Raw genomic sequence first — 21,251 nt, 5'->3', positions numbered from 1 at the left:
CGGAACGCGGGCGCTGATGCGTCCGCTGGGCGCGAAACATAGCCGCTAAGGCGCGCGGCGACAAGTGCTGTCCTTGTCGGCTCAGTCCGTGGGGGGCAGGCCCGCCCGTTGCCGCAACAGTCCGCGCTCGGCCTGGTTCTGGCTGAGCCGAGCCGCCTCGCCAAAAGCGTCACGCGCATCCTGCTCGCGCCCCAGTGCCTGCAACAGCTCGCCACGCACCACCTGCAGCGGCGCGTAGTCACGCAGGCGCGCGTCGACCAGCAAGGGCTGCAGCTGCGCCCAGGCGGCAAAGGGACCGTCGCTGCGCAGGATCGCCACCACCCGGTTCAATGCCACCACTGGCGAAGGCTGCACCTGCAGAAGCTGTGCATAGAGCGCAGCAATGCGCGGCCAATCGGTATCCTCGGGGCGGCGCGCCGCTGCATGGCAGGCCGCAATGCGCGCCTGCAGCACGTAGGGATCGTCGCCACCACCCGCGGCCAGCGCACGCGCCAGCACCTGCTGCCCACGTTCGATCTGCAGCCAATCCCAGCGTGCGCGGTTCTGCTGGTCCAGCAGCACCGGCACGCCCTGCGCGTCCACCCGCGCCGCTGCGCGCGAGGCGTGCAGCTCCATCAGCGCCAGCAGGCCCAGTACCGGCGGCACCGGCAACCGATGGGCCAGGATGCGGGCCAGCCGCAGCGCTTCCTCGCACAGCGCCGGGCGCATCCAGTCGTCGCCGGCGCTGGCCGCATAGCCTTCGTTGAACACCAGGTAGATCGCCTCCAGCACCGAGGCCAGGCGCTCCGGCATCGCCTCCGCGCGCGGCACTTCATAGGGCACCTGCTTCTGCGTCAGGGTGCGCTTGGCGCGCACGATGCGCTGGGCGATGGTCGGTTCCGGCTGCAGGAACGCGCGCGCGATCTCCACGGTGGTCAGGCCACCGAGCAGGCGCAGGGTGAGCGCCACGCGCGCATCGGCCGGCAGCACGGGATGGCAGGCCACGAACATCAGCCGCAGCAGGTCATCGCCCAGGTCGTCCTCCAACGCCTGGCTGTCATCGGGTGCCGGCAGCGCCGCCGGATGCAGTTCCTCGCCCCATTGCGCGTGCTGCTGAGCCACGCGCTGGTGCTGGCGCAGCACATCGATGGCACGGTTGCGCGCGGTGGTCATCAGCCAGGCTCCGGGGTTGTCCGGGATGCCCTGCTCCGGCCAACGCTCCAGCGCGGCCAGCCAGGTGTCCTGGGCCAGTTCCTCGGCACGGCCGACATCGCCACCGAGCAGCCGCGCCAGGCGCGCGATCAGCACTGGCGACTCCATCCGCCAGAGGGTTTCCAGACGCTGCGTCAGTGCGGGCTCGAGCATGCGCCGATCACAGCACGCACGCCCGGCCCGCACAAGCGCCGCAGCTCACGCTTCAACAATCGGCTTGAAGCCGCCCCAGAACATGCGCTTCGTATCGAACGGCATGTCCTTCGGGCCCAGCGACGCCAGTCGCGGGTCGGCCATCACCTTTGCGTTGATGCGGTCGCGTGCCGCGCGCGAGCGGAACACCACGAAGGCGACGATCACCGTCTCGCCCGGTTTCGCCTTGACCGCGCGCGGGAACGAGGTGCTCTTGCCCGGTTCCACATCGTCGGCCACGCATTCCATGTACTGCAGCGCGCCATGGTCCTTCCACACCGCGCCGGCCTTGCGGGCAAGGCGGCGGTAGGCCGCCACCTTGTCCTGCGGGCACGGCAGCACGTAAGCGTCCACGTAAGCCATACGGATTCTCCTGCGGCGGCCGTCAGCCCGGCTCGCCATCCATGTGTGCGATCTCCCAGAGATGGCCGTCCAGGTCCTGGAAGCCACGCTGGTACATGAAGCCGTAGTCGCGCGCCGGCTGCGGTTCGCTGGCGCCGGCGGCCAGGGCCTTGTCCACCAACTCGTCAACGGCCTTGCGACTGGGTGCCGAGAGTGCGTTGATCACTTCGGTGTGGGTGTGCGCGTCGGCAATCGGCTTGTTGGTGAACTGCTGGAAAAAGGGCTGGGTCAGCAGCATCACGTAGATGCTTTCGCTGATGACCATGCCGGCCGCGTCGTCGTTGGTGTAGGTCGGATTGAAGCTGTAGCCCAGCGCGGTGAAGAACGCCTTGGACTTCTCCAGGTCCTGCACGGGCAGGTTGACGAAGATCATCTGCGGTTGTGGTGCACTCATCGTTGAAGCTCCTTGTGGATGACAGAGGCGGGATCAGGGCTGCTTCATGCAGTTGACCATCCACGGCTTGCCGTAACGGTCGATCAGCATGCCCCAGCGATGTGCCCAGAACGTTTCGCCGATCGGCATCTGTACCTGGCCACCTTCGGCCAGCGCGGCGAACACGCGTTCGGCTTCTTCGATGCTGTCGACATCGACATTGATGGTGGTCGAGCCTCCCTCGCCACCGCCGGGGCCGTCGGCTGCCATCAGGATGGCGTTGCCGATCTCGAGCTGGCTGTGCGCGACGTGGTCGAGGGTTTCCGGCGGCATTTCGTTGCAGCCCGGCGAGCCATCGGAGGGCGGCATGTCGCGGTACTTCATTTCCGAGGTGACCTGGCCACCGAGTGCCTTGGCATAGAACGCCATTGCCTCGTGGGCCTGGCCGCTGAAGCCGAGGAAGGGAATCAGTCTCATGGCAATACTCCGTTGTGCGGTTCAGGGTGGTAGTGCCGGGGCGTGCCCGGTTGGGAGAGGAATCGGGTCAGCCTTCCAGCTGTGCACGCAGACGCTGTTCCTGCTGCTGTAATTCGGGGGTGAAGGCTTCACCAAAGTCTTCTGCGGAGATCAGGGGACGCAGTTCCAGCGTGCCGCCCTCGCCGAACGGCGCACGGCTGGCCCATTCAACGGCCTCGTCCAGCGACCGCACCTCCCACAGCCAGAAGCCGGCGATCTGTTCGCTGGCAGGACCGAACGGACCGGCCTCGACCCTGGGTGCCCCAGCGCCGAAATGAATGCGACGGCCGCGCTGGGTGGCGTGCAGGCCTTCACCGGCCAGCATGATGCCGGCGGCCACCAGTTGTTCGTTGAAGGCGCCCATTTCGGACAGTTCCTGTTCGCTGGGCATGCGGCCGGCTTCGGAGTCGGCGTTGGCCTTCACGATCACCATCACTTTCATTTTGGTCTCCCGTGGGACGCGTGGTGCGTGCCCTTCACTGGGTACAACGAACCAGGGGACTGGGAATCGACACGTCTGTTGGAATTTTTTTTCTTCCGCGGAAAGCACGCCTTCGGCGGGAGTCGGCGAACGGCGGAGCCCCTCCGTGGTGGGGTGGGTTGGTCGCTGAAAGCTCGGTTCATGGGTTTGGCCCGGCCCTGGACAGTTTCCAGCCTCCGGTACCCACCACGGGAAGATCAAGAGAAAAGGCAACAGCAACAGCAATGGCGGTTGGCTGGCGGGCTCGGCTTTGCGAGCGAAGCGACCCGCTTTTGCTCTTGTTGTTGATTTCCCGTGGTGGATCGGCCGCCGGAATCTGTCTGGGGCCGGGCGGGTGGGGTTGGCGGGGTATCCGCGCCATGGATGGCGCGGCTAAGCCTCCAGGGACGGATTCACGGCGTCCCCGCCAATCCCACCCGCTCGGCCCACCCTCAGGAAACCCGCTTTCAGCGACCAACCCCACTCCACCACGGAGGGGCTCCGCCGTTCGCCGATCCCCGCCGAAGGCGCGCTTCTGCGCTGCAACATGCCCGTGCGCAATCCTGCGCGATCATGGACCCCCGCCCCCGCCAGGACCATGCCATGCAGCAGTACCTGCTTCTGATCTACATCGAGCCTGCCCTGCTGCAGGCCCTGCCCACCGAAGAATTCAACGCGCTGATGCGCGACTGCCTGGCCCACGCCGACAAGCTGCAGGCCGAAGGCAACCTGCTGGCCGCACAGAAACTGCAGCCGGTCGACACCGCGCAGACCCTGCGCGTGCGTGATGGCCACAGCCGCGTACTGGATGGCCCCTTCGCCGAGACCCGCGAACTGCTGGCCGGCTTCAACCTGATCGTCGCCCGCGACCGCGACGAAGCCATGCGCATCGCCCGCGATTTCCCGTGGGCGCGCTTCGGCAGCATCGAAGTGCGGCCGCTGGAAGACATGGACGCCGAGCGCGAACGCTGCGGCGCCCCGGCTGCGGCTATGGCAGCAGCCGTACCCTGATCTCGCGCGGGCCGACGCCTTCGTTGCCGCTGTAGTCGCGCACGCTGGCGCGCACGACGTACTCGCCCGGCGGCAACGCCGCCGGCTGCCAGCGTCCGGTTTCCATCAGGCCATCACGCACGGTGTTGGTGGCCAAGTAGCGGAACCGGGTCACCGCGCTGCCATGCACGGTGATGCCGCTGTCCGGTGCGTAGGCCACGCGCACTGCTTCCCGCTGCGGCGGCATGCGGTTGAACACGATGTTCCAGCGCGGCTGCTCGTAGCCCTGCAGCGGTTGTCCCGTAGCATCGAGGATCTGGTAACCCACCTGGTACATGCCCAGGCGGCGGCGTGGCAGATTGTTGTCGACCTGGTCCCAGGCCTCCACCACGATCTGCACGCCACGCCCCTGCCGCGCAACCATCACCACGCCACCGCTGCCTGCGGCCATCGGCTGGTCGTTGTCGTCCAGCAGTGCTACATCAGTGATGCGCGGTGCGAAGTGATCGGCGTAGTTATGGAAGCCAAGCGCCACCGCATTGGTCTCGAACCCCCCGGTGCCCACCGCCAGGTGCACGTGCGCCTGGTTGTTGATGCTGCCCAGGCGGTCACCCACGTGGATGCGCATGCCACGGCGCACGCGCATCCGCTGCAGCTTGCCCTGCTCGTCGTACAGCGCCTGCCAGCGCGCGTCGAACGGCACGTCGCGCGGGGTGCGGCCGACGCGCATGTGGATGTACTTGAGGCGGTCCACCGCAAGGCCCTCGGCCTGCTCGCCCAGGTTCCAGGCCGCCACCGGGCTGCTGATCTTGCCATCGGCAATCGCCAGCACGGTCTGGCCCACATCACCGCGCACGTCGAAGCCGCCATGCAGGTGGTGGCGGCTCTCACCGCTGAAGTTGCCGCGCACTTCGCCCAGGGTGCCGACCACTTCGTGCCAGCCGTCCTGCGGTGCGAGCGGCCAACGGCCCCCCGTCTTCGGCAGCGCGGCATCAGCGGCCGGGCCGACCAGTGCCGGTGCCGGCAGTTCGCCCACCGGCAGCGGGCGCAGGCGATGCAGGCGGTAGCCTGCGGCGTCGGCCACCAGCACGCTGCCATCGGCATCCATCGCCAATCCACTGGGGCGGGCCAGGCGCGGCAGGCGACCATTGCCGACCAGCGCGATCTGGTGGCCCTGCGGCGTCACCTGCACGATGCGGCCATCCAGATCACCCACGTACAGCACGCCGTCGTGGGTGGTGGCCAGCGACAGCGGCCCATTGATCACGCCACCGGCGGCGACCACGGTGCTGACCGTGCCATCGGCCCCCACCCGGCGCACGGCGTTGTTGAACAGATCGGCCACCAGCAACGCACCCTGCGCGTCGAAGGCCAGCGCCACCGGCGTATCGAAACGCGCAGCGGCGCCCACGCCATCGGCAAAGCCTGGCCGATCACCACCAGCCAGGGTGCGCACACTGCCATCGGTACCGATCACCCGGATGCGGTCATTGAACGTGTCCGCCACGTAGACCTGGCCCTGCGCGTCCACCGCAACGCCCATCGGTGCATCGAAGCGGGCCTGCGTGGCCGGGCCGTCGGCGTGGCCCTGTTCGCCACCGGCCAGCGTGGTCACCTGGCCATCGGTGCCGATGCGGCGGATCGCATGGTTGCCGGTGTCGGCCACGTACAGGTTGCCCTGCGCATCGCCGGCAATGCCCGAGGGCGTATTGAAGCTGGCCTGCAGCGCAGGACCATCGACACGGCCCTCACCCTGCCCGGCCACGGTTTCAACGCGGCCATCGGGCAGGCGGCGGCGGATCCGGTTGTTGTCACCGGCATCGGTGAAATAGACACTGCCATCGGTGCCGCGCAGCAGTGCATACGGGTCGGCGAAGCGCGCCTGCGCGGACGTACCGTCGCGGTCGCCGGGGTGACCATCGCCGGCCAGCGGCTCGATCTGCGCGGTCCAGGCCAGTGGCGTGGGCACCGGGCCGGCAGGGCCGGCCAGCGTTTTCAGCGGGGGGTCCCACCAGGTTGCAGCCAAGCCCACCGCCGTTGCCAACGCCACCCCTGCCGCCATCCATTGCCACCGTGCCATCGTGTTGCGCTGCCTCTGCCTGCCGCTTGAAGAGGCACCGACAATAGACGCTGCGCGTGCGATCCGCCACGGCCGATCATGCGGCTGAAGGCCAGATTCGCTTCGTCGTGCTTGTCCTCGCTGGCCGTAGCAGGTTCAATGCGGTTCCCACGGATGGAGATTCTCCATGCCCCGCGCTCTCCCCCTCACCGCACTGCTGCTGGCCGCATTGGCCAGTGCACCCGCCTCCGCTTCGATCACGGTGGCCCCGCAGAAGCCATCGGCCACCGCCGATGCACTACACGCGGCGTACGCCACGCGCTGGGATGAAGCCATCCAGCAGGCACGCGGCGGCAACACGCTGGGTGCACTGATCAGCATGGAGCGGCTGATGGAGGATCCTTTGCTGGACGACTTCGATGCCGAGCGTCGCGGCCGCGCCTCGCAGGTCGCCGGCTGGACCGCTCTGATGCAGAAGAAGCCGGATCAGGCCCGCCGCTACCTGCAGCGGGCGCAGGAGGCCCTGCCGGAGGATGCACAGATCCTGCTCACCCTGGTGTCGGTGGAACTGTCGGACAACCAGCCGGCCGCAGCCACCACCTTGCTGGTGAAGGCACTGCAGCACGCCGACGCGCCCCTGCCGATCGATCACCACGCGGTCAACTACCTGCAGTACCGCCTGCGTGACCAGCCGCAGAAGCGCATGGACCTGCTGCAGGCGCTGTTTGACAACGGCTGGAAGAGTGGCGGCCTGGAACCCACCGGGCTGTGGCTGGCGCTGGCCACGCTGCAGGCCGACAACGGCCGTGGCGCCAGCATTCCGGCCACGCTGGCGCGCATCGACAGCCCGGCCGAGATCATCCGCCTGCGCAGCGACAAGCGCTTCGATCGCTATGTCGATCGCGGTGACGCGCGTTTCGATCCAGTGCAGGCGGCACAGCGCCACCTCGATGAACTGCGTGTTTCCGGCCTGCTCGACCGCGCACTGGACGCGCGCATGGCCGAGTTCAGCACCACCTTGCTGATGCTGGACCGCAACGAGGAAGTGCTGTCGTTGACCGAGGGCATGGCCGCTGCCGCCAGCAACGGCGAATCGCCTGCCGCCACAGAAGCGGAATGGGTGGCCTGGCTGCTCAACAGCCGGCTCACCGCACTGCGCCGGCTGGGCCGCAACGATGAGGCACTGGCCACGGCGAAGCAGGCCGCCCGCATCGGCGCGCTCGGCCCGGATGGTGTCGAGCACCAGATGAATGTCGGCTTCGTGTTCAGTTCGCTGGGGCGCATGCAGGACGCTGCGCAGGCAGTGAATGACATGCCGGGCCTCGCCGGTTACGGCAAGGCCGCACAGGCGCTGCTGCAGTTTGCCGCCGCCCGCGAGCGCGGTGATGCCAAGGCGCGCGATGCAGCACGCGCGGTGATCCTGGCCCAGCGCGACGATGCCCGCCTGTTCCACCGCGAAATGCTGCTGGAAGAAGGCGACCTGGACGGTGCCGCCGCCGTGCTGATCGAACAGCTGCGCTCGCCGGTTGAACGCGGTGAAACCCTGGCCAGCCTGCAGGACATGCGCACCTATCCGTCATTGCCGGGCGATGTGCGCATCGATGCCGCGTGGCGTGCACTCAAGCAGCGTGCCGACGTGCAGGCCGAAGTGGCACGCGTCGGCCGCATCGAGCGCTACGACCTGGTCAGCACTTCCACCTCGCGCTGAGCGGCTTTTGTGTAGAGCCGAGCCGATGCTCGGCTGCAATTGGCGCAGCCGAGCGTCGGCTCGGCTCTACAACGCCACGTGCAGGCAGCACCGTCCGCTAGCGGGCTGGCACTTCGGTGCGGATGCCCATCGCTTCGCGGTAGCGCGCATACAGCGCCATCACCTTGTCCACATAGGCCAGGGTTTCGGCGTAGGGCGGCACGCCCTTGTAGCGGGTGACCGCACCGATGCCCGCGTTGTAGGCAGCCGCCGCCAACGGGCGATCGCCGTTGTAACGGCGCAGCAGCGCGCGCATGTAGCGCGCGCCGCCCTCGATCGACTGCTGTGGCGAGAACGGATCGCGCACGCCGTATTCCTGTGCGGTCTCCGGCATCAACTGCATCACGCCCTGTGCGCCCTTGGTCGAGACCGCCAGCGGATCGAAATTGCTTTCGGCATGGGCGATCGCACGCAGCCAGGCATCGTCGACGCCGGTAGCTTTGGCCGCGGCCTTGAACTGCCTGGCGTGCTGCGCGAGCTGCGGCTTGCCGACCTTGCCCAGGCCCTCATGCGCCGGCTCGCCCGGCGGCGTGGCCACGGTGAACTTCAGGAATACCCGCGAGCCGGGCAGGTTGCGGGTGGAATAGACCAGCACGCCGTCCTGCTCGCGCTCGTACAGCACACCACTGAACACGCCCATGTTGCCCCACAGGTTCGGGGCCTGGATGGCGTTGTCGTCGATCTCCTTCGGCGTGCACCGCGATCCCGGCTCCGGTGCGGTGGCCAGGCTGACGGTGTTGCCCTGCACGCAGCGATAGACCGTGCGCGCGGCAGCCATCCCGGGCCACAGGGTGGGCAGCAGCACCAGTGCAAGCAGGAGAGGTCGATGGGACATGGCGGCCGGATGATCCGGCCGCGCCCGCGAATGTTGGGTGAACGGGGGTCGGCAGGGCTGCGCCCTGCACCTGCAGAGGCCAGATCAAGAGCAACAGCAGTTGGCTGAAGGATGGCGGGGTGGGTCCGGCTGTGGGGGACGCTGCAAGTACGTCCATGTAAGCTCGGTCGCCGCATCCATGCGGCTCACGCCCCCACAACCGGACCCACCCCGCCTTCGACAGTTCCCAGCAGCTGGCGGTAGATCCACGCCATGCGTGGATGAAACTCTCTGGAGACGATGGATCAATCGATGAAACGGAGACGTTGGATCACTTCGCGGCCTTCCGGCGCACCCAATACCCCGCGCCCAGCAGCACGAACCACACCGGGCTGGCGATCAGCGCCTGGCGGGTGTCGCCCTGCAGGCTCAGCAGCACCAGCACGGCGGCGAAGAACACCAGGCAGGCCCAGCACATGGCAACGCCGCCGGGCATCTTGAAGATCGAGGCAGCGTGGCGCTCCGGGTAGCGACGGCGATAGGCCATGTAGGCCACCAGGATCAGCGACCAGACGAAGATGAACAGCACCGTAGCCAGCGTCGTCACCAGGGTGAAGGCGGTTACCAGGTTGGGAATCAGGTAGATCAGCAGCGTGCCGCCCAGCAGGCACAGGCACGAGAACAGCAGGCCACGGGCCGGCACCGCAGCGCGCGACAGTTTCGACAGCCCGCGCGGAGCGTGGCCCTCTTCGGCCAGGCCGTACAGCATGCGGCTGGTGGAGAAGATGCCACTGTTGGCCGAGGACGTGGCCGAGGTCAGCACCACGAAATTGATCAGGCTGGCGGCGGCGGGAATGCCGGCCAGCACGAACAGCTGCACGAACGGGCTCTTGTCCGGCACCACCTGGCGCCACGGGGTGACCGCCATGATCGCGATCAGCGCCAGCACATAGAAGATGATGATGCGCACCGGGATCGAGTTGATTGCCTTGGGCAGGTTGCGCTCGGGGTCGGCGGTTTCGGCGGCGGTGGTGCCGACCAGCTCGATGCCGACGAAGGCGAACACCGCAATCTGGAATCCAGCGAAAAAACCGACCAGGCCCATCGGGAACATGCCGCCGTCATTCCACAGGTTCGACAGCGACGCGGTGTGGCCGCTCGGCGAGGTGAAGCCCCACGCCACCAGACCGGCGCCGGTGATGATCAGCGCACAGATCGCCACGATCTTGATCAGCGCGAACCAGAATTCCATTTCACCGAACAGCTTCACCGTCACCAGGTTCAACGCCAGCAGCAGCATCACGCAGGCCAGCGCCGGTTTCCAGGCTTCAAGCCCCGGGAACCAGAACTGTGCGTAGGCGGCAATCGCGATCACGTCGGCAATGGCGGTGACGATCCAGCAGAACCAGTAGGTCCATCCACAGAAGAACCCGGCCCAGGGGCCGAGCAGGTCGGTGGAGAAGTCGATGAAGGATTTGTACTGCAGGTTGGACAGCAGCAGCTCGCCCATCGCGCGCATCACGAAGAACAGCATCGCGCCGATGATCAGGTAGACGAAGACGATGGACGGGCCAGCCAGGCTGATGGTCTTGCCCGAGCCCATGAACAGACCGGTGCCGATGGCACCGCCGATGGCGATCAGTTGCAGGTGGCGGTTGGACAGGCTGCGGCGCAGGTGCTCGGGGGGCGTGGCGGGCTCGGTCATGGGCGCGGGAAGGGGCGGGCGAAGCGTTCGACGGTAGTCCTCCGCGGCGCCGAGCGCCAGCGCCAGACGGCCCCATTGCGTCAAAGCAGGCCGCTTTCACCACAATGTGACCGAATACCGTATTGATCCCATTCCGCCCGGCCCGGTGCCATGCTGAGATAGCCGCATCTGCCCAAGGACCGGCCCGACCATGCGCCCTGCCCCGCCCGCCCCGCTGGAGCCCCGGCCATGAGCCGCCTGCGCGTCATCATCGGCGGTACCGCACTGGCCCTGCTGGCCGCTGCGGTGCCGATCGCGGTCATGGCCTACGCCACCTGGGACCGCGCGGTCAGCGTCGAACAGCAGCGCCTGCGCGACATCGCCGATCGCACCCTGCGCCGCTCCGACCTGTCCTACCAGGAGGCGCTGGCGGCGCTGAAATCCGCCGAAGCCGGTGCCTACGTGTCCTGCAGCCCCGAGCACATCCGGCGCATGCAGACCCTGGTGATGACCACCCCATCGATTGACCAGATGGGCTACTTCGAAGGAGGCAAGCTGCGCTGCACCTCCTGGGGGCCGTTCCTGTCGGATGTGGATCAGCCCAGGCCGGACCACGTCACCAGCGACGGCGCCGGCATCGCAGTGGACGTGCGCCCGGAAATCAGCGGGCGACGCCAGGTGCTGGCGATCCTGTATGGGTCCTACGACGCTCTGGTGGACCCACGCCGCTTCGTCGATGTCATCGCCGACCCGAATGTGCGGCTGGCACTGGCCAGCCCCGATGGACGCCTGCTGGCCAAACAGCCCGGCCTGGATCCGGACCTGCTGCAGGCACTGCTGCGCGACCCGGGCGAAGGCCTGGACCACACCACGCTGTTCGCTACCGCGCGCAATGAGGAATGGCTGGCCGTCGCCACTACACCGCGCACCGCGCTTGCCGCGGCCTTCCGCCAACAGGCCTGGCTGTACGTGCCGGTGGGCCTGCTGCTGGCCGCCGCCGGAGCCGGGCTGGTGATCTGGCTGTCGCGGCGCCGCCTTTCCCTGCGCGGCGAACTGGCTACCGCCATCCGCCGCCGCGAGCTGTACCTGCATTACCAGCCGATCATCGAACTGGACACCGGCATCTGCGTCGGCGCCGAGGCGCTGGTGCGCTGGCAACGCCCGGATGGCACCCAGGTGCGCCCTGACCTGTTCATTCCGCTGGCCGAAGAGGCCGGCATGATCGCCGACGTCACCGACCTGGTGATCGAGAACGTGGTGCGCGACATGCGCGAGCTGCTGGTCGCCGACCGCAGCGCGCACATCGCGATCAACCTCGCCGCCGAAGACATCAGCAGCGGTCGCGCCCTGAAGATGATCTCCCGGCACATGGCCGGCAGCGGCATCCTGCCGCAGCAGATCTGGATGGAGGCCACCGAACGTGGCTTCCTCGATCTGGACCGCGCGCGCACCATGCTCGCCGCCGCCCGCCGCACCGGCCACAGCGTGGCCATCGATGATTTCGGCGTCGGCTTCTCCAGCCTGCAATACCTGCAGCAGCTGCCACTGGATGCGCTGAAGATCGACAAATCATTCATCGATGCGATCGGCACCGAAAGCGCCACCAGCCCGGTCACGCCGCACATCATCGACATGGCCAAGGAGCTGGGCCTGTGGGTGGTGGCCGAGGGCGTGGAAACCGAAGCGCAGCTGGCCTACCTGCACAGCCGGCATGTGGAATTCGGACAGGGCTGGTTGTTCTCGCGGCCGCTGCCGCGCGATGAGTTCGTCGCCTTCCATCAGAAGCGGCAGCAGCAGTACGGCGCTGCACGCGAACACATGCAGAACCCGCGCAGCGTGCCGATCGAGCGTGAGGGAGTGGAGTAGGACGGCGAACGGCGGAGCCCCTCGTGGCGGATCGCGCCCGGTGGATCCATCAGGTGGGGCGGGTGGGCAAGACCGGGGTTGGGCGTCCCGCCCAACCCACCCACCCGGCCAGGGGCGCATTGCGGCGGCGTCCCGCCACGGAATCAACGGAAGAAAGCGAAAGCAAAGGCAAACGCGGGTCGCTGCGCTCGGTAGATCCACGCCATGCGTGGATGGCGCGGACCACGGTAGTGCCGGCCGCTCGCCGCCCCCTCCGTAACGTTTGGCCTGCGCCTACGCCCAGGTCTTCGGCCGTGCCAGCAGCCACGCGGCGGTCACCGCCAGCAGCAGCAACGGCAGCCATCCCAGCTGGCGTGGGCCGCTGGCCTGCAGCAGCACGCCGCCTGCCACGCCGCCGGCCGCAATGGCCAGGTTCCAGCCGGTCACCAGCATCGACTGCGCCAGGTCCGCAGCGGCCCCGGCGCGCCGTGCCAAGGCGGTCTGGAACAGGGTCGGCACGGCGCCGAACGCCACGCCCCACAGGATCGTCGCCAGCAGCAGTGCGCTCGCCACGCCAGGCCACACCAGCAAAGCCAGCACCGGCACGATGAAGCCGATCACCGCCGCCCACACCAGCGCATGCAGGTGACGATCCACGCCCCAGCCGGCAATCGCGATGCCGGCAATCGCCGCCATGCCGAACGCCAGCAGCAGCCGGTCCAGCCAAGCACCGGCACCCGCGTCGACCGCCAGCGGCTCGATATAGGTGTACAGCACGTTGTGCGCCAGCACGTACAGCGCCATCACCAGCAGCGCACTGCGTACACCGGGCAGGCGCCACACGGTCGCCAGCGAAGTGCGTTGCCCGGCCCCAGCGGCCGGCAGCGCAGGCAACGCCCAGCGCGCGTAGGCCAGCAGCAGCAGACCCAGCACGCTCATCAGCGCGAACGCCCAGCGCCAGCCGATCTGCTGGCCCAGCAGCGTCCCTGCCGGCACCCCCAGCGACAGCGCCAGCGGCGAACCGACCATCGCGACCGCGATGGCCCGTCCCTGCAGCGACGGCACCACCATGCGCGCGGCGTAGCCGGCCACCAGCGACCACAGCAGGCCACCGCTCACACCGGCCAGGAAGCGCGCAGCCAGGATCAGCGCGTAACTGCTGCTCAACGCGGTCAGCGTATTGACCACCACGAAGCCAGCGATGGCCGCCAGCAGCAGCGGACGCCGTGGCAGGCGCTGGGTCAGCGCGGTCATCGGCAGTGCAGCCATCACCGAACCCAGCGCATACACGCTCACCAGCTGGCCGACCGCCGCATCACTCACGCCCAGGCTTTCGCCCATCGGCCGCAGCACACCCGCCGGGAGGGTCTCGGTCAACAGGGTGATGAAGCCGCCACCGGCCAAGGCAAGCAGGCCCGCCCACGGCAGGCGCGTGGCCTCGCCGGCCGGACTGGCGGCATCGATGGCATGGCCGCTCATCGCGTTGCCCCCAGGTCGGCATAAATCGCATCGCGCAGGTCATCGACGAATACGCCATCCATCCCTTCGTACAGGGTGTTGGTCAGCGCCACCACGCTCAGCCCACGCGACGGGTCGACGAACCAGCTGTGCCCGTAGGCACCGCCCCAGCGCCAGGTGCCTTCGCGCTGTGGCGTGCCGCTGGCGGCGGCGTCGCGCAGTACCGCAAAGCCCAGCCCGAAGCCCCAGCCGGCCGGTTCCGGCGGCCCCTGTTCGCCCACCTGCCCGGTGGCCATCTCCTCCGCCAGCGCGGGTGGCAACAGGCCAGAGCGCTGTACGTCGCGCAAGGCCTCGAGCACCGCCATCACCTCATCGGCGGTACCGACCAGGCCGGCGCCGGCCGAAGCGAACCGGCTGGCGTCGGTGGCACGCGCAAGGCTGTACTCGATGCCGACCGTGCCCTCGAACGGCGCGACCGTCTCGCCTTCCTGCAGGCGATGCGGCTGCGGCGTGTCGCTCACATACGGCGTGGCCAGCCGCTCTGCATCGCGCGTGGCGAACGCGGTGTCGCGCAGGCGCAACGGGGCAGCCAGCAGACGCTGGAACAGCGCCTGCAGCGTTTCACCGGTCGCGGCTTCGGCCACCGCACCGGCCACGTCCACGCCCAACGAGTAAAGCCACTGGCTGCCCGGCTCGAACAGCAGCGGCGCCTGCGCGATCCGGCGTACGTTCTCGGCCAGGGAAAGCGGGTTGGCGTCCATGCCATCGCTGACCCCAGCGCGCGCGTAGGGCCCCACCGCATCCGCCTCCAGGAAGCGATAGCCCAGCCCGCTGCTGTGGCTGAGCAGCTGGCGCAGGCTGATCGGCGGCGTGCGGCCATCGGCCAGCGCCGGGCGGAAGTCCGGCAGCCAGCGCTGTACCGGTGTGTCGAGGTCGAGCACGCCTTCGGCCACCAGGCGCAGGATCACCGTGGCCAGCAACGGCTTGCTGACCGATGCCAGCCGGAACAGCTGATCGCGCTGCATCGGCCTGGCCGACTCGCGATCGGCCAGCCCGGTCGCGCTGGCATGGCGCAGCACGCCGTGCTCGCGCACCAGCACCACCGCACCGACCAGGCGCAGCGGGTGGACCTGCTGCAGCAGCCGCTGCACCGAAGGCAGCGTCGGTGCAGGTTCAAGGGAAAGAGCGGCATTCATCGCGGTGATCCGTGGGGATAGGCCCGCCACGTTAGGCAGCACGACGCGGCGCAAAAAGCCGGTTGCCGCTCCGGGCATCATGGACCGTGCAGTCCGCAATCGGCATGATGCCCGGAACTGGAACGCCGCAAGGGCTGCCCGAGGCCCCGCACCACAGTGTTGCGACGGCCGCGCCGCGTGCCGCGATCACCCGCCCCTACCCTGCCGTTTTCATTGCCGGTACGCCCATGTCAGTCCTGGACAACCTCGCCAACCTGCAGACCTTCGTCCACGCCGCCGACACCCGCAGCTTCGTCGAGACCGGGCGCCTGCAGGGCATCTCGGCATCGGCCGCAGGCAAATGCGTTGCGCGGCTGGAGCACGCACTGGGCGTGCGCCTGTTCCACCGCAGCACGCGCAGCATCACCCTCACCGCCGAGGGCCAGCTGTTCCTGGTGCGCTGCCGGCGCATCCTCGACGAACGCGATGCCGCGCGCACCGAACTGGCGCAACCGCACGCTGCACCGAGCGGCACGCTGCGGATCAGCCTGCCACTGGTAGGCGACCTCACCCTGCCGTTGATGGCCGAATTCATGGCCGCGTATCCGGACATCCGCCTCGACCTGGATTTCAGCGACCGGCTGGTCGATGTCATCGAGGAAGGTTTCGATGCGGTGCTGCGCGTTGGCGAACCCAGCGACTCGCGGATGAACGCGCGCCGGCTGGGGGTGTTCCCGCGGCGTGTCGTCGCCTCGCCGGGCTACCTGCAGCGTCGCGGCGTTCCACGCACGCCGGCCGACCTGCTGCAGCACACGTTGCTGCACTATCGCTTCCCCAGCACCGGCAAGCTGGAGCCGTGGCCGATCCACTGGCCCGACCACGAAACACCGCAGGAGCTGCCGGTGCACATGGTGGCCAACACCATCGAGGCGCGGGTGGCGCTGGCGCTGCGCGATGTCGGCCTGGCCTTCGTGCCGGTGCACTCGGTGCGCGATGCGCTGGCCGGCGGCCGCCTGGTCACTGTGCTGGAGGATCATGTGCACTCCTGCGGCACCTTCCACCTGCTGTGGCCGTCGGGCCGACACGTATTGCCGAAGCTGCGGGTGTTCATCGACTTCGTCGGCGCCCGCCTGGACACCGTGCCGTAGATCCACGCCATGCGTGGATGCGTCTCGCGGCGAGAGGAAGCCGAGCATCGGCTCGGCTCTACAGAACCGCCCGACCATCGGTAGCGCCGGGCCATGCCCGGCGGCCGCACACCTGACCATTCAGCCACTGCCGCTATACTGCCCGCTCATTCCTCCCAGAGGCTCGCGACCAATGCGCCATTGATGCCGCCGTCTTCCCAACAGACGGCCTGACTCTTCCCGCCCCTGCGCGCAGGGGAGAACCCGGCATCCATGGAGGTCGCATGACCACACATTCCCTCACGCTCGATCGCGTGTCGTATCGGCTGGCCGACGGCCGCCCGCTGTTTTCCGATCTGTCGTTTTCCTTCGATCCGGTCGCCACCGGCCTGGTCGGTGCCAATGGCACCGGCAAGAGCGTGCTCGCACGCCTGCTGGCCGGTCGGGTGCGACCAGAGAACGGGCAGGTGCGCAGCAGCGGCCGCGTGTTCCTGTTGCCGACGCCCGGCTATCCACCCGCCGGCACGGTCGGTGAACTGGCCGGCGTCGGCGCGGAACTGGCCGCACTGCAACGCATCGAAGCCGGCAGCGTGGATGAGGCCGACTTCGCCTGCGTCGGCGACCATTGGGATCTGCGCGAGCGCCTGCAGCAGCAATGGCAGGCGCTCCGCCTGCCCGACGATCTCGATCCCGCCCAACCCGCCGCGCGTCTCAGTGGCGGCCAGGCCATGCAGGTGGCGCTGTCCGGCGCCTGGGCCAGCGGCGCCGATTGGCTGATCCTGGACGAACCCAGCAACCACCTCGATGGCCGCCATCGCCAACAGTTGTACGAACGGTTGCAGCAGTGGCGCGGCGGCCTGCTGGTGATCAGCCATGATCGCGAGCTGCTGGCGCAGATGCAGCAGATCGTCGAGCTCGACGCGCGCGGGCTGCATCGCTATGGCGGCCCGTGGCAGCACTACGCCGACGCGCGGGCCGCCGAACGCGAAGCGGCCGCCGCACAGCTCGACCACGCCCGCGCCCAGCACCGGCAGCAACAGCGCAGCGCGCGCGAGCAGCACGAACGCCAGCTGCAGCGCCAGGCACGTGGCAATCGCGATGCGAAGCAGGCCAACCAGGCACCGATCCTGCTTGGCCGGCAGAAACAGCGTGCAGAGGCCAGCCGCGGGCGCGCGCAACAGGTACAGGCCGATCGTCTGCAGGCCAGCGCCGACCAGCTGCGCGCAGCGGCTTCGGCAGTTCACGCCGCGCCGGAGCTGGCGCTGTTCGCCGGTGACGGTGAACGCGGCAACGCACGTCTGCTGCAGGCGGAGTCGCTGGTGCTGCCGCAGGGTTGCAGTGCACCGTTGCAATTGGAGATCCGCCGCGGCCAGCGCATCGCCGTGGTCGGGGACAACGGCAGTGGCAAGTCCACGCTCCTGCGCGTGCTGGCCGGCCAGCTGCCTGCACGCAGCGGCATCGTGCAGCGCCATGCACCTCTGGCGCTGCTCGACCAGCAGCTGCTGGGGTTGTCCGGCCAGTGCAGCATCCTTGACACCGTGCAGGCCGCCAACCCGCGTGCCGACCCCAGCGAACTGCGAACACGACTGGCCCTGCTCGGGCTGGACGCACAGCGCATCCAGCGCGCAGCCCACAGCCTCAGCGATGGTGAACGGGTGAAAGGCGCGCTGGCCAGCGTGCTGTATGCCGATCCCGCACCGCAGCTGTTGCTGCTGGACGAGCCGGGCAACGCGCTGGATCTGAGCGCGTTGCAGGCACTGGAAGAACTGCTGGCGGCATGGCCGGGCGCGCTGCTGATGGTCAGCCACGACCGGCACCTGCTGCAGGCATTGCGGCCGACCCACGTGCTGCAGGTGGGCACCGGGGGGTGGCAGTGGCGTGACGCCTTGTAGATCCACGCCATGCGTGGACCTGCTGCAGCAGCCGAGCATGGGCTCGGCTCTACAGGATAGGCCATGCGTGGATGCATGCATGGCCTATCGACCAGGGGTAGTGCCGGCCGCTGGCCGGCAACCCATGGATCCTCAGTGCACCGTCACCGCTTCCACACCGGGAACGCCTGCGGCAGCTGTTGCCACAGCAGCGGCCCCGCACGCAGTTCCTGGTCGTTGAGCAGGCACGCGTCCAGCTCCGCACGCACCGCGCGCTCATCCATGTGCACGCCAATCACCACCAGCTCCTGGCGGCGGTCGCCCCACAGCGGGTGCCACAGCCGCTGCATCGCCGAATGCGCGGCCGCATCCGGGAAGTCTTCCAGACCCGGCAACGGTGCGCTCCAGCAGTCGGCCTGCTGCCGCGCCCAGCCCAGGTCGCTGTACGGCAGCGGCGTGGGCGGCAGCAGTGGCGCGGTGTCCTCCAGCCCAGCCCGCACGCGATCACGCGCGGCGTACCAGAACCCCGCCGCCTGCGTCCGCGTCGCGGCACCCACGGTGTTCAGCTCACCCACCCAGTCCATCCGGTTGGCCAGCCAGAACCAGCCCTTGCTGCGGATCACGCCGGGCATCCCCGACTGCAGCGCGCGGGCGAAGCGCGCGGGATGGAACGGTCGCCGCGAGCGGTAGACGAAACTGGCGATGCCGTACTCTTCGGTCTCCGGCGTATGCTCGCCACGCAGTTCCTTCACCCAGCCCGGCGCACGTTGCGCACGCTCGTAGTCGAAGCGGCCGGTGTCCAGCAGCTCGGCCAGTGGCACGTCACCGAAGCGGGACAGCAGCAGCTTCGCGTCGCGGTTCAGGCCGCGCAGCACGGCCAGCGTGTCCTGCAGCACTTCGTCATCCACCTGGTCGACCTTGCTGACCACGATCACGTCGGCGAACTCGACCTGCTCGCGCAGCAGGTCGACCACGCCGCGGTCGTCATCCGGCCCGGCCTGCTGGCCGCGCTCGGCCAGGCGCAACGTCGAGCCGAAGTCGGCGAGAAACGCGCTGCCATCCACCACCGTCACCATCGTGTCCAGGCGCGCGATGTCACTCAGGCTGAAGCCCTGCTCGTCGCGCACCGCGAACGTGGCCGCCACCGGCATCGGCTCACCGATGCCGGTCGACTCGATCAACAGGTAGTCATAGCGACCGGCGTCGGCCAGGCGCCGCACTTCCTGCAGCAGGTCATCGCGCAGCGTGCAGCAGATGCAGCCATTGCTGAACTCCACCAGCGTCTCTTCGGTGCGGCGCAGTTCGGCGCCGCCGGCGCGCACCAGCTGCGCGTCGATGTTGACCTCGCTCATGTCGTTGACGATGACCGCCACACGCAGGCCGGCGCGGTTGCGCAGGATCTGGTTGAGCAGGGTGGTCTTGCCGGCCCCGAGGAAGCCGGACAGCACGGTGACCGGGAGGCGACGGTCGGCACGGGAAACAGTGTTCATGTCGGAGCGGGTTGGCTGCGGAACGGAAATGTTACTGTATAACAATATCTGCGCAAGGAGCGTCCCCCGATGAAGTCGCCGTCTGCCGCCCTGCTCGATGTCGGCGCGGTCGCCCTGTCCAGCCTGTGCCTGCTGCACTGCCTGGCGCTGCCCCTGCTTGCCGCCGCGCTGCCGCTGTTCGGCAGCTGGGCCGAAACGGAATGGGTCCACCTGCTGTTCGTGGCCATCGCCCTGCCGTTGACCGGCTACGCGCTGTGGCGTGCCGAGCGCCGCCATCCATTGCCGGTGCTGGCCTGGGCCACCGCCGGCGCGGGGCTCGGCCTGCTGCTGGCCGGCGCGTTGGCGCTGCCCTCGCACGACTGGGAGACACCGATGACGGTCATCGGCAGCCTGCTGCTGGCCGCCACGCATATCTGGAACGCGCGGCACCGGCACGGGTAGTGCCGGCCGCTGGCCGGCAACCCCATGAACACCGCGGACGGCCGGCACTACCCTTGCTATTTGCCGTAGCGGCGCAGCAGTTCGACCAGCACTTCGGCCTCGGCCGCCCGCTGCTGCGGGTCGTCGGCGCCGACCACATGTTCCTGCAGGTGCTCGTGCAGCAACTCCATCAGCAGGCTGTGGGCGGCGCCGCGCACCGCAGCAACCTGCACCAGCACGTCCGCACAGTCGCCGACCTCACCTTCCGGCCTGTCCAGCGCCTGCTCCAACGCCGCCACCTGGCCGCCGATCCGGCGTACCCGGGTCAGCAGCTGCTTTCGATTCGTGTGTACATGGGCCATGGGCGCATCGTATACCCTATGGGGGTATCCTTCCACCCTCTGGTCTTCCCATGCACCTGGATGCCCTCGCCGCCGCCCGTCGCCACGAACACCGCTTCGACGACGGCAACCCACTAGCCGAACGCAATACCCGCCGCGCCCTGTGGCTCACCGTCAGCATGATGCTGGTGGAAATTGTCGGCGGCTGGTGGTTCAACTCCATGGCCGTGCTCGCCGACGGCTGGCACATGAGTTCGCACGCACTCGCGCTGGGCCTGGCAGTGTTCGCCTACCGCTGCGCGCGCCGCTACGCGCACGACCCGCGCTTCGCCTTCGGCACCTGGAAGATCGAGATCCTGGCCGGCTATACCAGCGCCATCGCCCTGCTTGGCGTCGCCGCGCTGATGGCGGTGCAATCGCTGGAGCGGCTGTGGGTACCGGCGCCGATCCACTACAACGAAGCCATCGCCATCGCTGCGGTCGGGCTGGGCGTGAACCTGCTGTGCGCCTGGTGGCTGCACGACAGCCCGGGCCACGCGCATCACCACCACGGCCACGACCACGACCACGACCACGACCACGACCACGATCACACCCATGCGCACGGTCACGACCTCAACATGCGCTCGGCCTACGTCCACGTGCTGGCCGACGCCGCCACCTCGGTGCTGGCCATCATCGCCCTGCTCGGCGGCAAGCTGCTGGGCCTGACCTGGCTGGACCCGGTGATGGGCCTGGTCGGCGCCGTGCTGGTCACGGTGTGGGCGATCGGCCTGCTGCGCGACAGCGGCCGCATCCTGCTCGACGCGCAGATGGACGCGCCGGTGGTGGCCGAAGTACGCGAAGTGATCGAACAGGGCCCGTGGCCGGCGCGCCTGGCCGACCTGCACGTCTGGCAGGTGGGTCGCGGCAAGTACGCGGTCAGCGCCAGCGTGGTCACCAGTGACGCCACGCTGGATGCCGATACCGTGCGCAACGCGCTGGCGATCCATGAAGAGCTGGTGCACGTAACGGTGGAGATCCACCGTAGCTGATCCTGCGCGACTGCGGTCGAATCTGTAGAGCCGAGCCATGCTCGGCTGTCGCAGGCCATCAG

At 68.6% G+C, this 21,251-nt stretch carries 19 protein-coding genes; 7 read left to right on the top strand and 12 right to left on the bottom strand.

The genetic code is table 11. The annotated features are described in order from the left end of the window. Positions 1-81: 81 nt before the first annotated feature. The 5 genes from AC2A1N_RS01785 to AC2A1N_RS01765 form a co-directional block, all read right to left on the bottom strand. Entirely contained in the window at positions 82-1,344 is a 1,263-nt protein-coding gene (locus tag AC2A1N_RS01785) for an RNA polymerase sigma factor (RefSeq protein WP_061478616.1), read from the bottom strand. A gap of 45 nt (positions 1,345-1,389) precedes the next feature. After that, positions 1,390-1,746, bottom strand: coding sequence for a DUF1428 domain-containing protein (locus AC2A1N_RS01780; RefSeq protein ID WP_032128771.1), 357 nt, complete (start codon positions 1,744-1,746; stop codon positions 1,390-1,392). Between the two features lie 22 nt (positions 1,747-1,768). Beyond that, positions 1,769-2,179 carry a VOC family protein gene (locus tag AC2A1N_RS01775; RefSeq protein ID WP_005415091.1) on the bottom strand — a complete coding sequence of 137 codons (411 nt, stop codon included), beginning with the start codon at positions 2,177-2,179 and terminating at the stop codon, positions 1,769-1,771. Between the two features lie 33 nt (positions 2,180-2,212). Continuing rightward, a complete protein-coding gene (locus AC2A1N_RS01770; protein ID WP_061478615.1) occupies positions 2,213-2,635 on the bottom strand; it encodes a VOC family protein in 423 nt (140 codons plus the stop codon). 67 nt (positions 2,636-2,702) lie between these two features. After that, the gene (locus AC2A1N_RS01765) at positions 2,703-3,116 is read right to left on the bottom strand and encodes a YciI family protein (RefSeq protein WP_061478614.1); all 414 of its coding nucleotides are present in this window, start codon (positions 3,114-3,116) and stop codon (positions 2,703-2,705) included. Positions 3,117-3,737: 621 nt separating this feature from the next. On the opposite strand from AC2A1N_RS01765, the gene AC2A1N_RS01760 reads away from it, so the two are divergent. After that, entirely contained in the window at positions 3,738-4,145 is a 408-nt protein-coding gene (locus AC2A1N_RS01760; RefSeq protein ID WP_484371375.1) for a YciI family protein, read from the top strand. Here AC2A1N_RS01760 and AC2A1N_RS01755 read toward each other — a convergent pair. Further along, the gene (locus tag AC2A1N_RS01755; protein WP_061478613.1) at positions 4,123-6,204 is read right to left on the bottom strand and encodes an NHL repeat-containing protein; all 2,082 of its coding nucleotides are present in this window, start codon (positions 6,202-6,204) and stop codon (positions 4,123-4,125) included. The two genes, AC2A1N_RS01760 and AC2A1N_RS01755, sit on opposite strands and share 23 nt — an antisense overlap. A 166-nt stretch (positions 6,205-6,370) precedes the next feature. Between AC2A1N_RS01755 and AC2A1N_RS01750 the strand changes: the two genes are divergently transcribed. Further along, entirely contained in the window at positions 6,371-7,891 is a 1,521-nt protein-coding gene (locus AC2A1N_RS01750; protein WP_242893461.1) for a tetratricopeptide repeat protein, read from the top strand. A 97-nt stretch (positions 7,892-7,988) separates the two neighbouring features. Here AC2A1N_RS01750 and AC2A1N_RS01745 read toward each other — a convergent pair whose 3' ends face one another. Beyond that, positions 7,989-8,765, bottom strand: coding sequence for a lytic transglycosylase domain-containing protein (locus AC2A1N_RS01745; protein ID WP_061478611.1), 777 nt, complete (start codon positions 8,763-8,765; stop codon positions 7,989-7,991). Positions 8,766-9,075: 310 nt separating this feature from the next. Further along, complete coding sequence (gene cycA, locus AC2A1N_RS01740) at positions 9,076-10,449, bottom strand: D-serine/D-alanine/glycine transporter (RefSeq protein WP_111177677.1); 1,374 nt, start codon at positions 10,447-10,449, stop codon at positions 9,076-9,078. Positions 10,450-10,677: 228 nt separating this feature from the next. On the opposite strand from cycA, the gene AC2A1N_RS01735 reads away from it, so the two are divergent. Further along, positions 10,678-12,294 carry an EAL domain-containing protein gene (locus AC2A1N_RS01735; RefSeq protein WP_242889695.1) on the top strand — a complete coding sequence of 539 codons (1,617 nt, stop codon included), beginning with the start codon at positions 10,678-10,680 and terminating at the stop codon, positions 12,292-12,294. Between the two features lie 273 nt (positions 12,295-12,567). Here AC2A1N_RS01735 and AC2A1N_RS01730 read toward each other — a convergent pair whose 3' ends face one another. Together AC2A1N_RS01730 and AC2A1N_RS01725 are read right to left on the bottom strand one after the other, a co-directional pair. Then, positions 12,568-13,752 carry an MFS transporter gene (locus AC2A1N_RS01730; RefSeq protein ID WP_154350157.1) on the bottom strand — a complete coding sequence of 395 codons (1,185 nt, stop codon included), beginning with the start codon at positions 13,750-13,752 and terminating at the stop codon, positions 12,568-12,570. Beyond that, positions 13,749-14,927 carry a serine hydrolase domain-containing protein gene (locus AC2A1N_RS01725; protein ID WP_242889698.1) on the bottom strand — a complete coding sequence of 393 codons (1,179 nt, stop codon included), beginning with the start codon at positions 14,925-14,927 and terminating at the stop codon, positions 13,749-13,751. The genes AC2A1N_RS01730 and AC2A1N_RS01725 overlap by 4 nt, the downstream gene beginning before the upstream one ends. 227 nt (positions 14,928-15,154) lie before the next feature. Between AC2A1N_RS01725 and AC2A1N_RS01720 the strand changes: the two genes are divergently transcribed. After that, positions 15,155-16,054, top strand: coding sequence for a LysR family transcriptional regulator (locus AC2A1N_RS01720; protein ID WP_242889700.1), 900 nt, complete (start codon positions 15,155-15,157; stop codon positions 16,052-16,054). Between the two features lie 263 nt (positions 16,055-16,317). Further along, positions 16,318-17,925 (top strand): ATP-binding cassette domain-containing protein, encoded by a 1,608-nt coding sequence (locus AC2A1N_RS01715; protein ID WP_154350154.1) that lies wholly within the window; start codon positions 16,318-16,320, stop codon positions 17,923-17,925. A gap of 143 nt (positions 17,926-18,068) precedes the next feature. On the opposite strand, the gene AC2A1N_RS01710 is transcribed toward AC2A1N_RS01715, so the two are convergent. Beyond that, positions 18,069-19,394 (bottom strand): GTP-binding protein, encoded by a 1,326-nt coding sequence (locus AC2A1N_RS01710; RefSeq protein WP_242889702.1) that lies wholly within the window; start codon positions 19,392-19,394, stop codon positions 18,069-18,071. A 69-nt stretch (positions 19,395-19,463) separates the two neighbouring features. Between AC2A1N_RS01710 and AC2A1N_RS01705 the strand changes: the two genes are divergently transcribed. Continuing rightward, positions 19,464-19,835 carry a MerC domain-containing protein gene (locus AC2A1N_RS01705; protein WP_242889704.1) on the top strand — a complete coding sequence of 124 codons (372 nt, stop codon included), beginning with the start codon at positions 19,464-19,466 and terminating at the stop codon, positions 19,833-19,835. Positions 19,836-19,891: 56 nt separating this feature from the next. Here the strand turns inward: AC2A1N_RS01705 and AC2A1N_RS01700 are convergent, their stop codons facing one another. Beyond that, positions 19,892-20,176 carry a metal-sensing transcriptional repressor gene (locus tag AC2A1N_RS01700; protein WP_061478603.1) on the bottom strand — a complete coding sequence of 95 codons (285 nt, stop codon included), beginning with the start codon at positions 20,174-20,176 and terminating at the stop codon, positions 19,892-19,894. 50 nt (positions 20,177-20,226) lie between these two features. On the opposite strand from AC2A1N_RS01700, the gene dmeF reads away from it, so the two are divergent. Continuing rightward, entirely contained in the window at positions 20,227-21,189 is a 963-nt protein-coding gene (gene dmeF / locus AC2A1N_RS01695) for a CDF family Co(II)/Ni(II) efflux transporter DmeF (protein WP_484371344.1), read from the top strand. The last annotated feature ends 62 nt before the right edge of the window (positions 21,190-21,251 follow it).

Source organism: Stenotrophomonas maltophilia group sp. SKK55 (assembly GCF_057179845.1).
The sequence above is the reverse complement of the archived record's forward strand: the minus strand, read 5'-3'. Positions and strand labels throughout refer to the sequence as shown.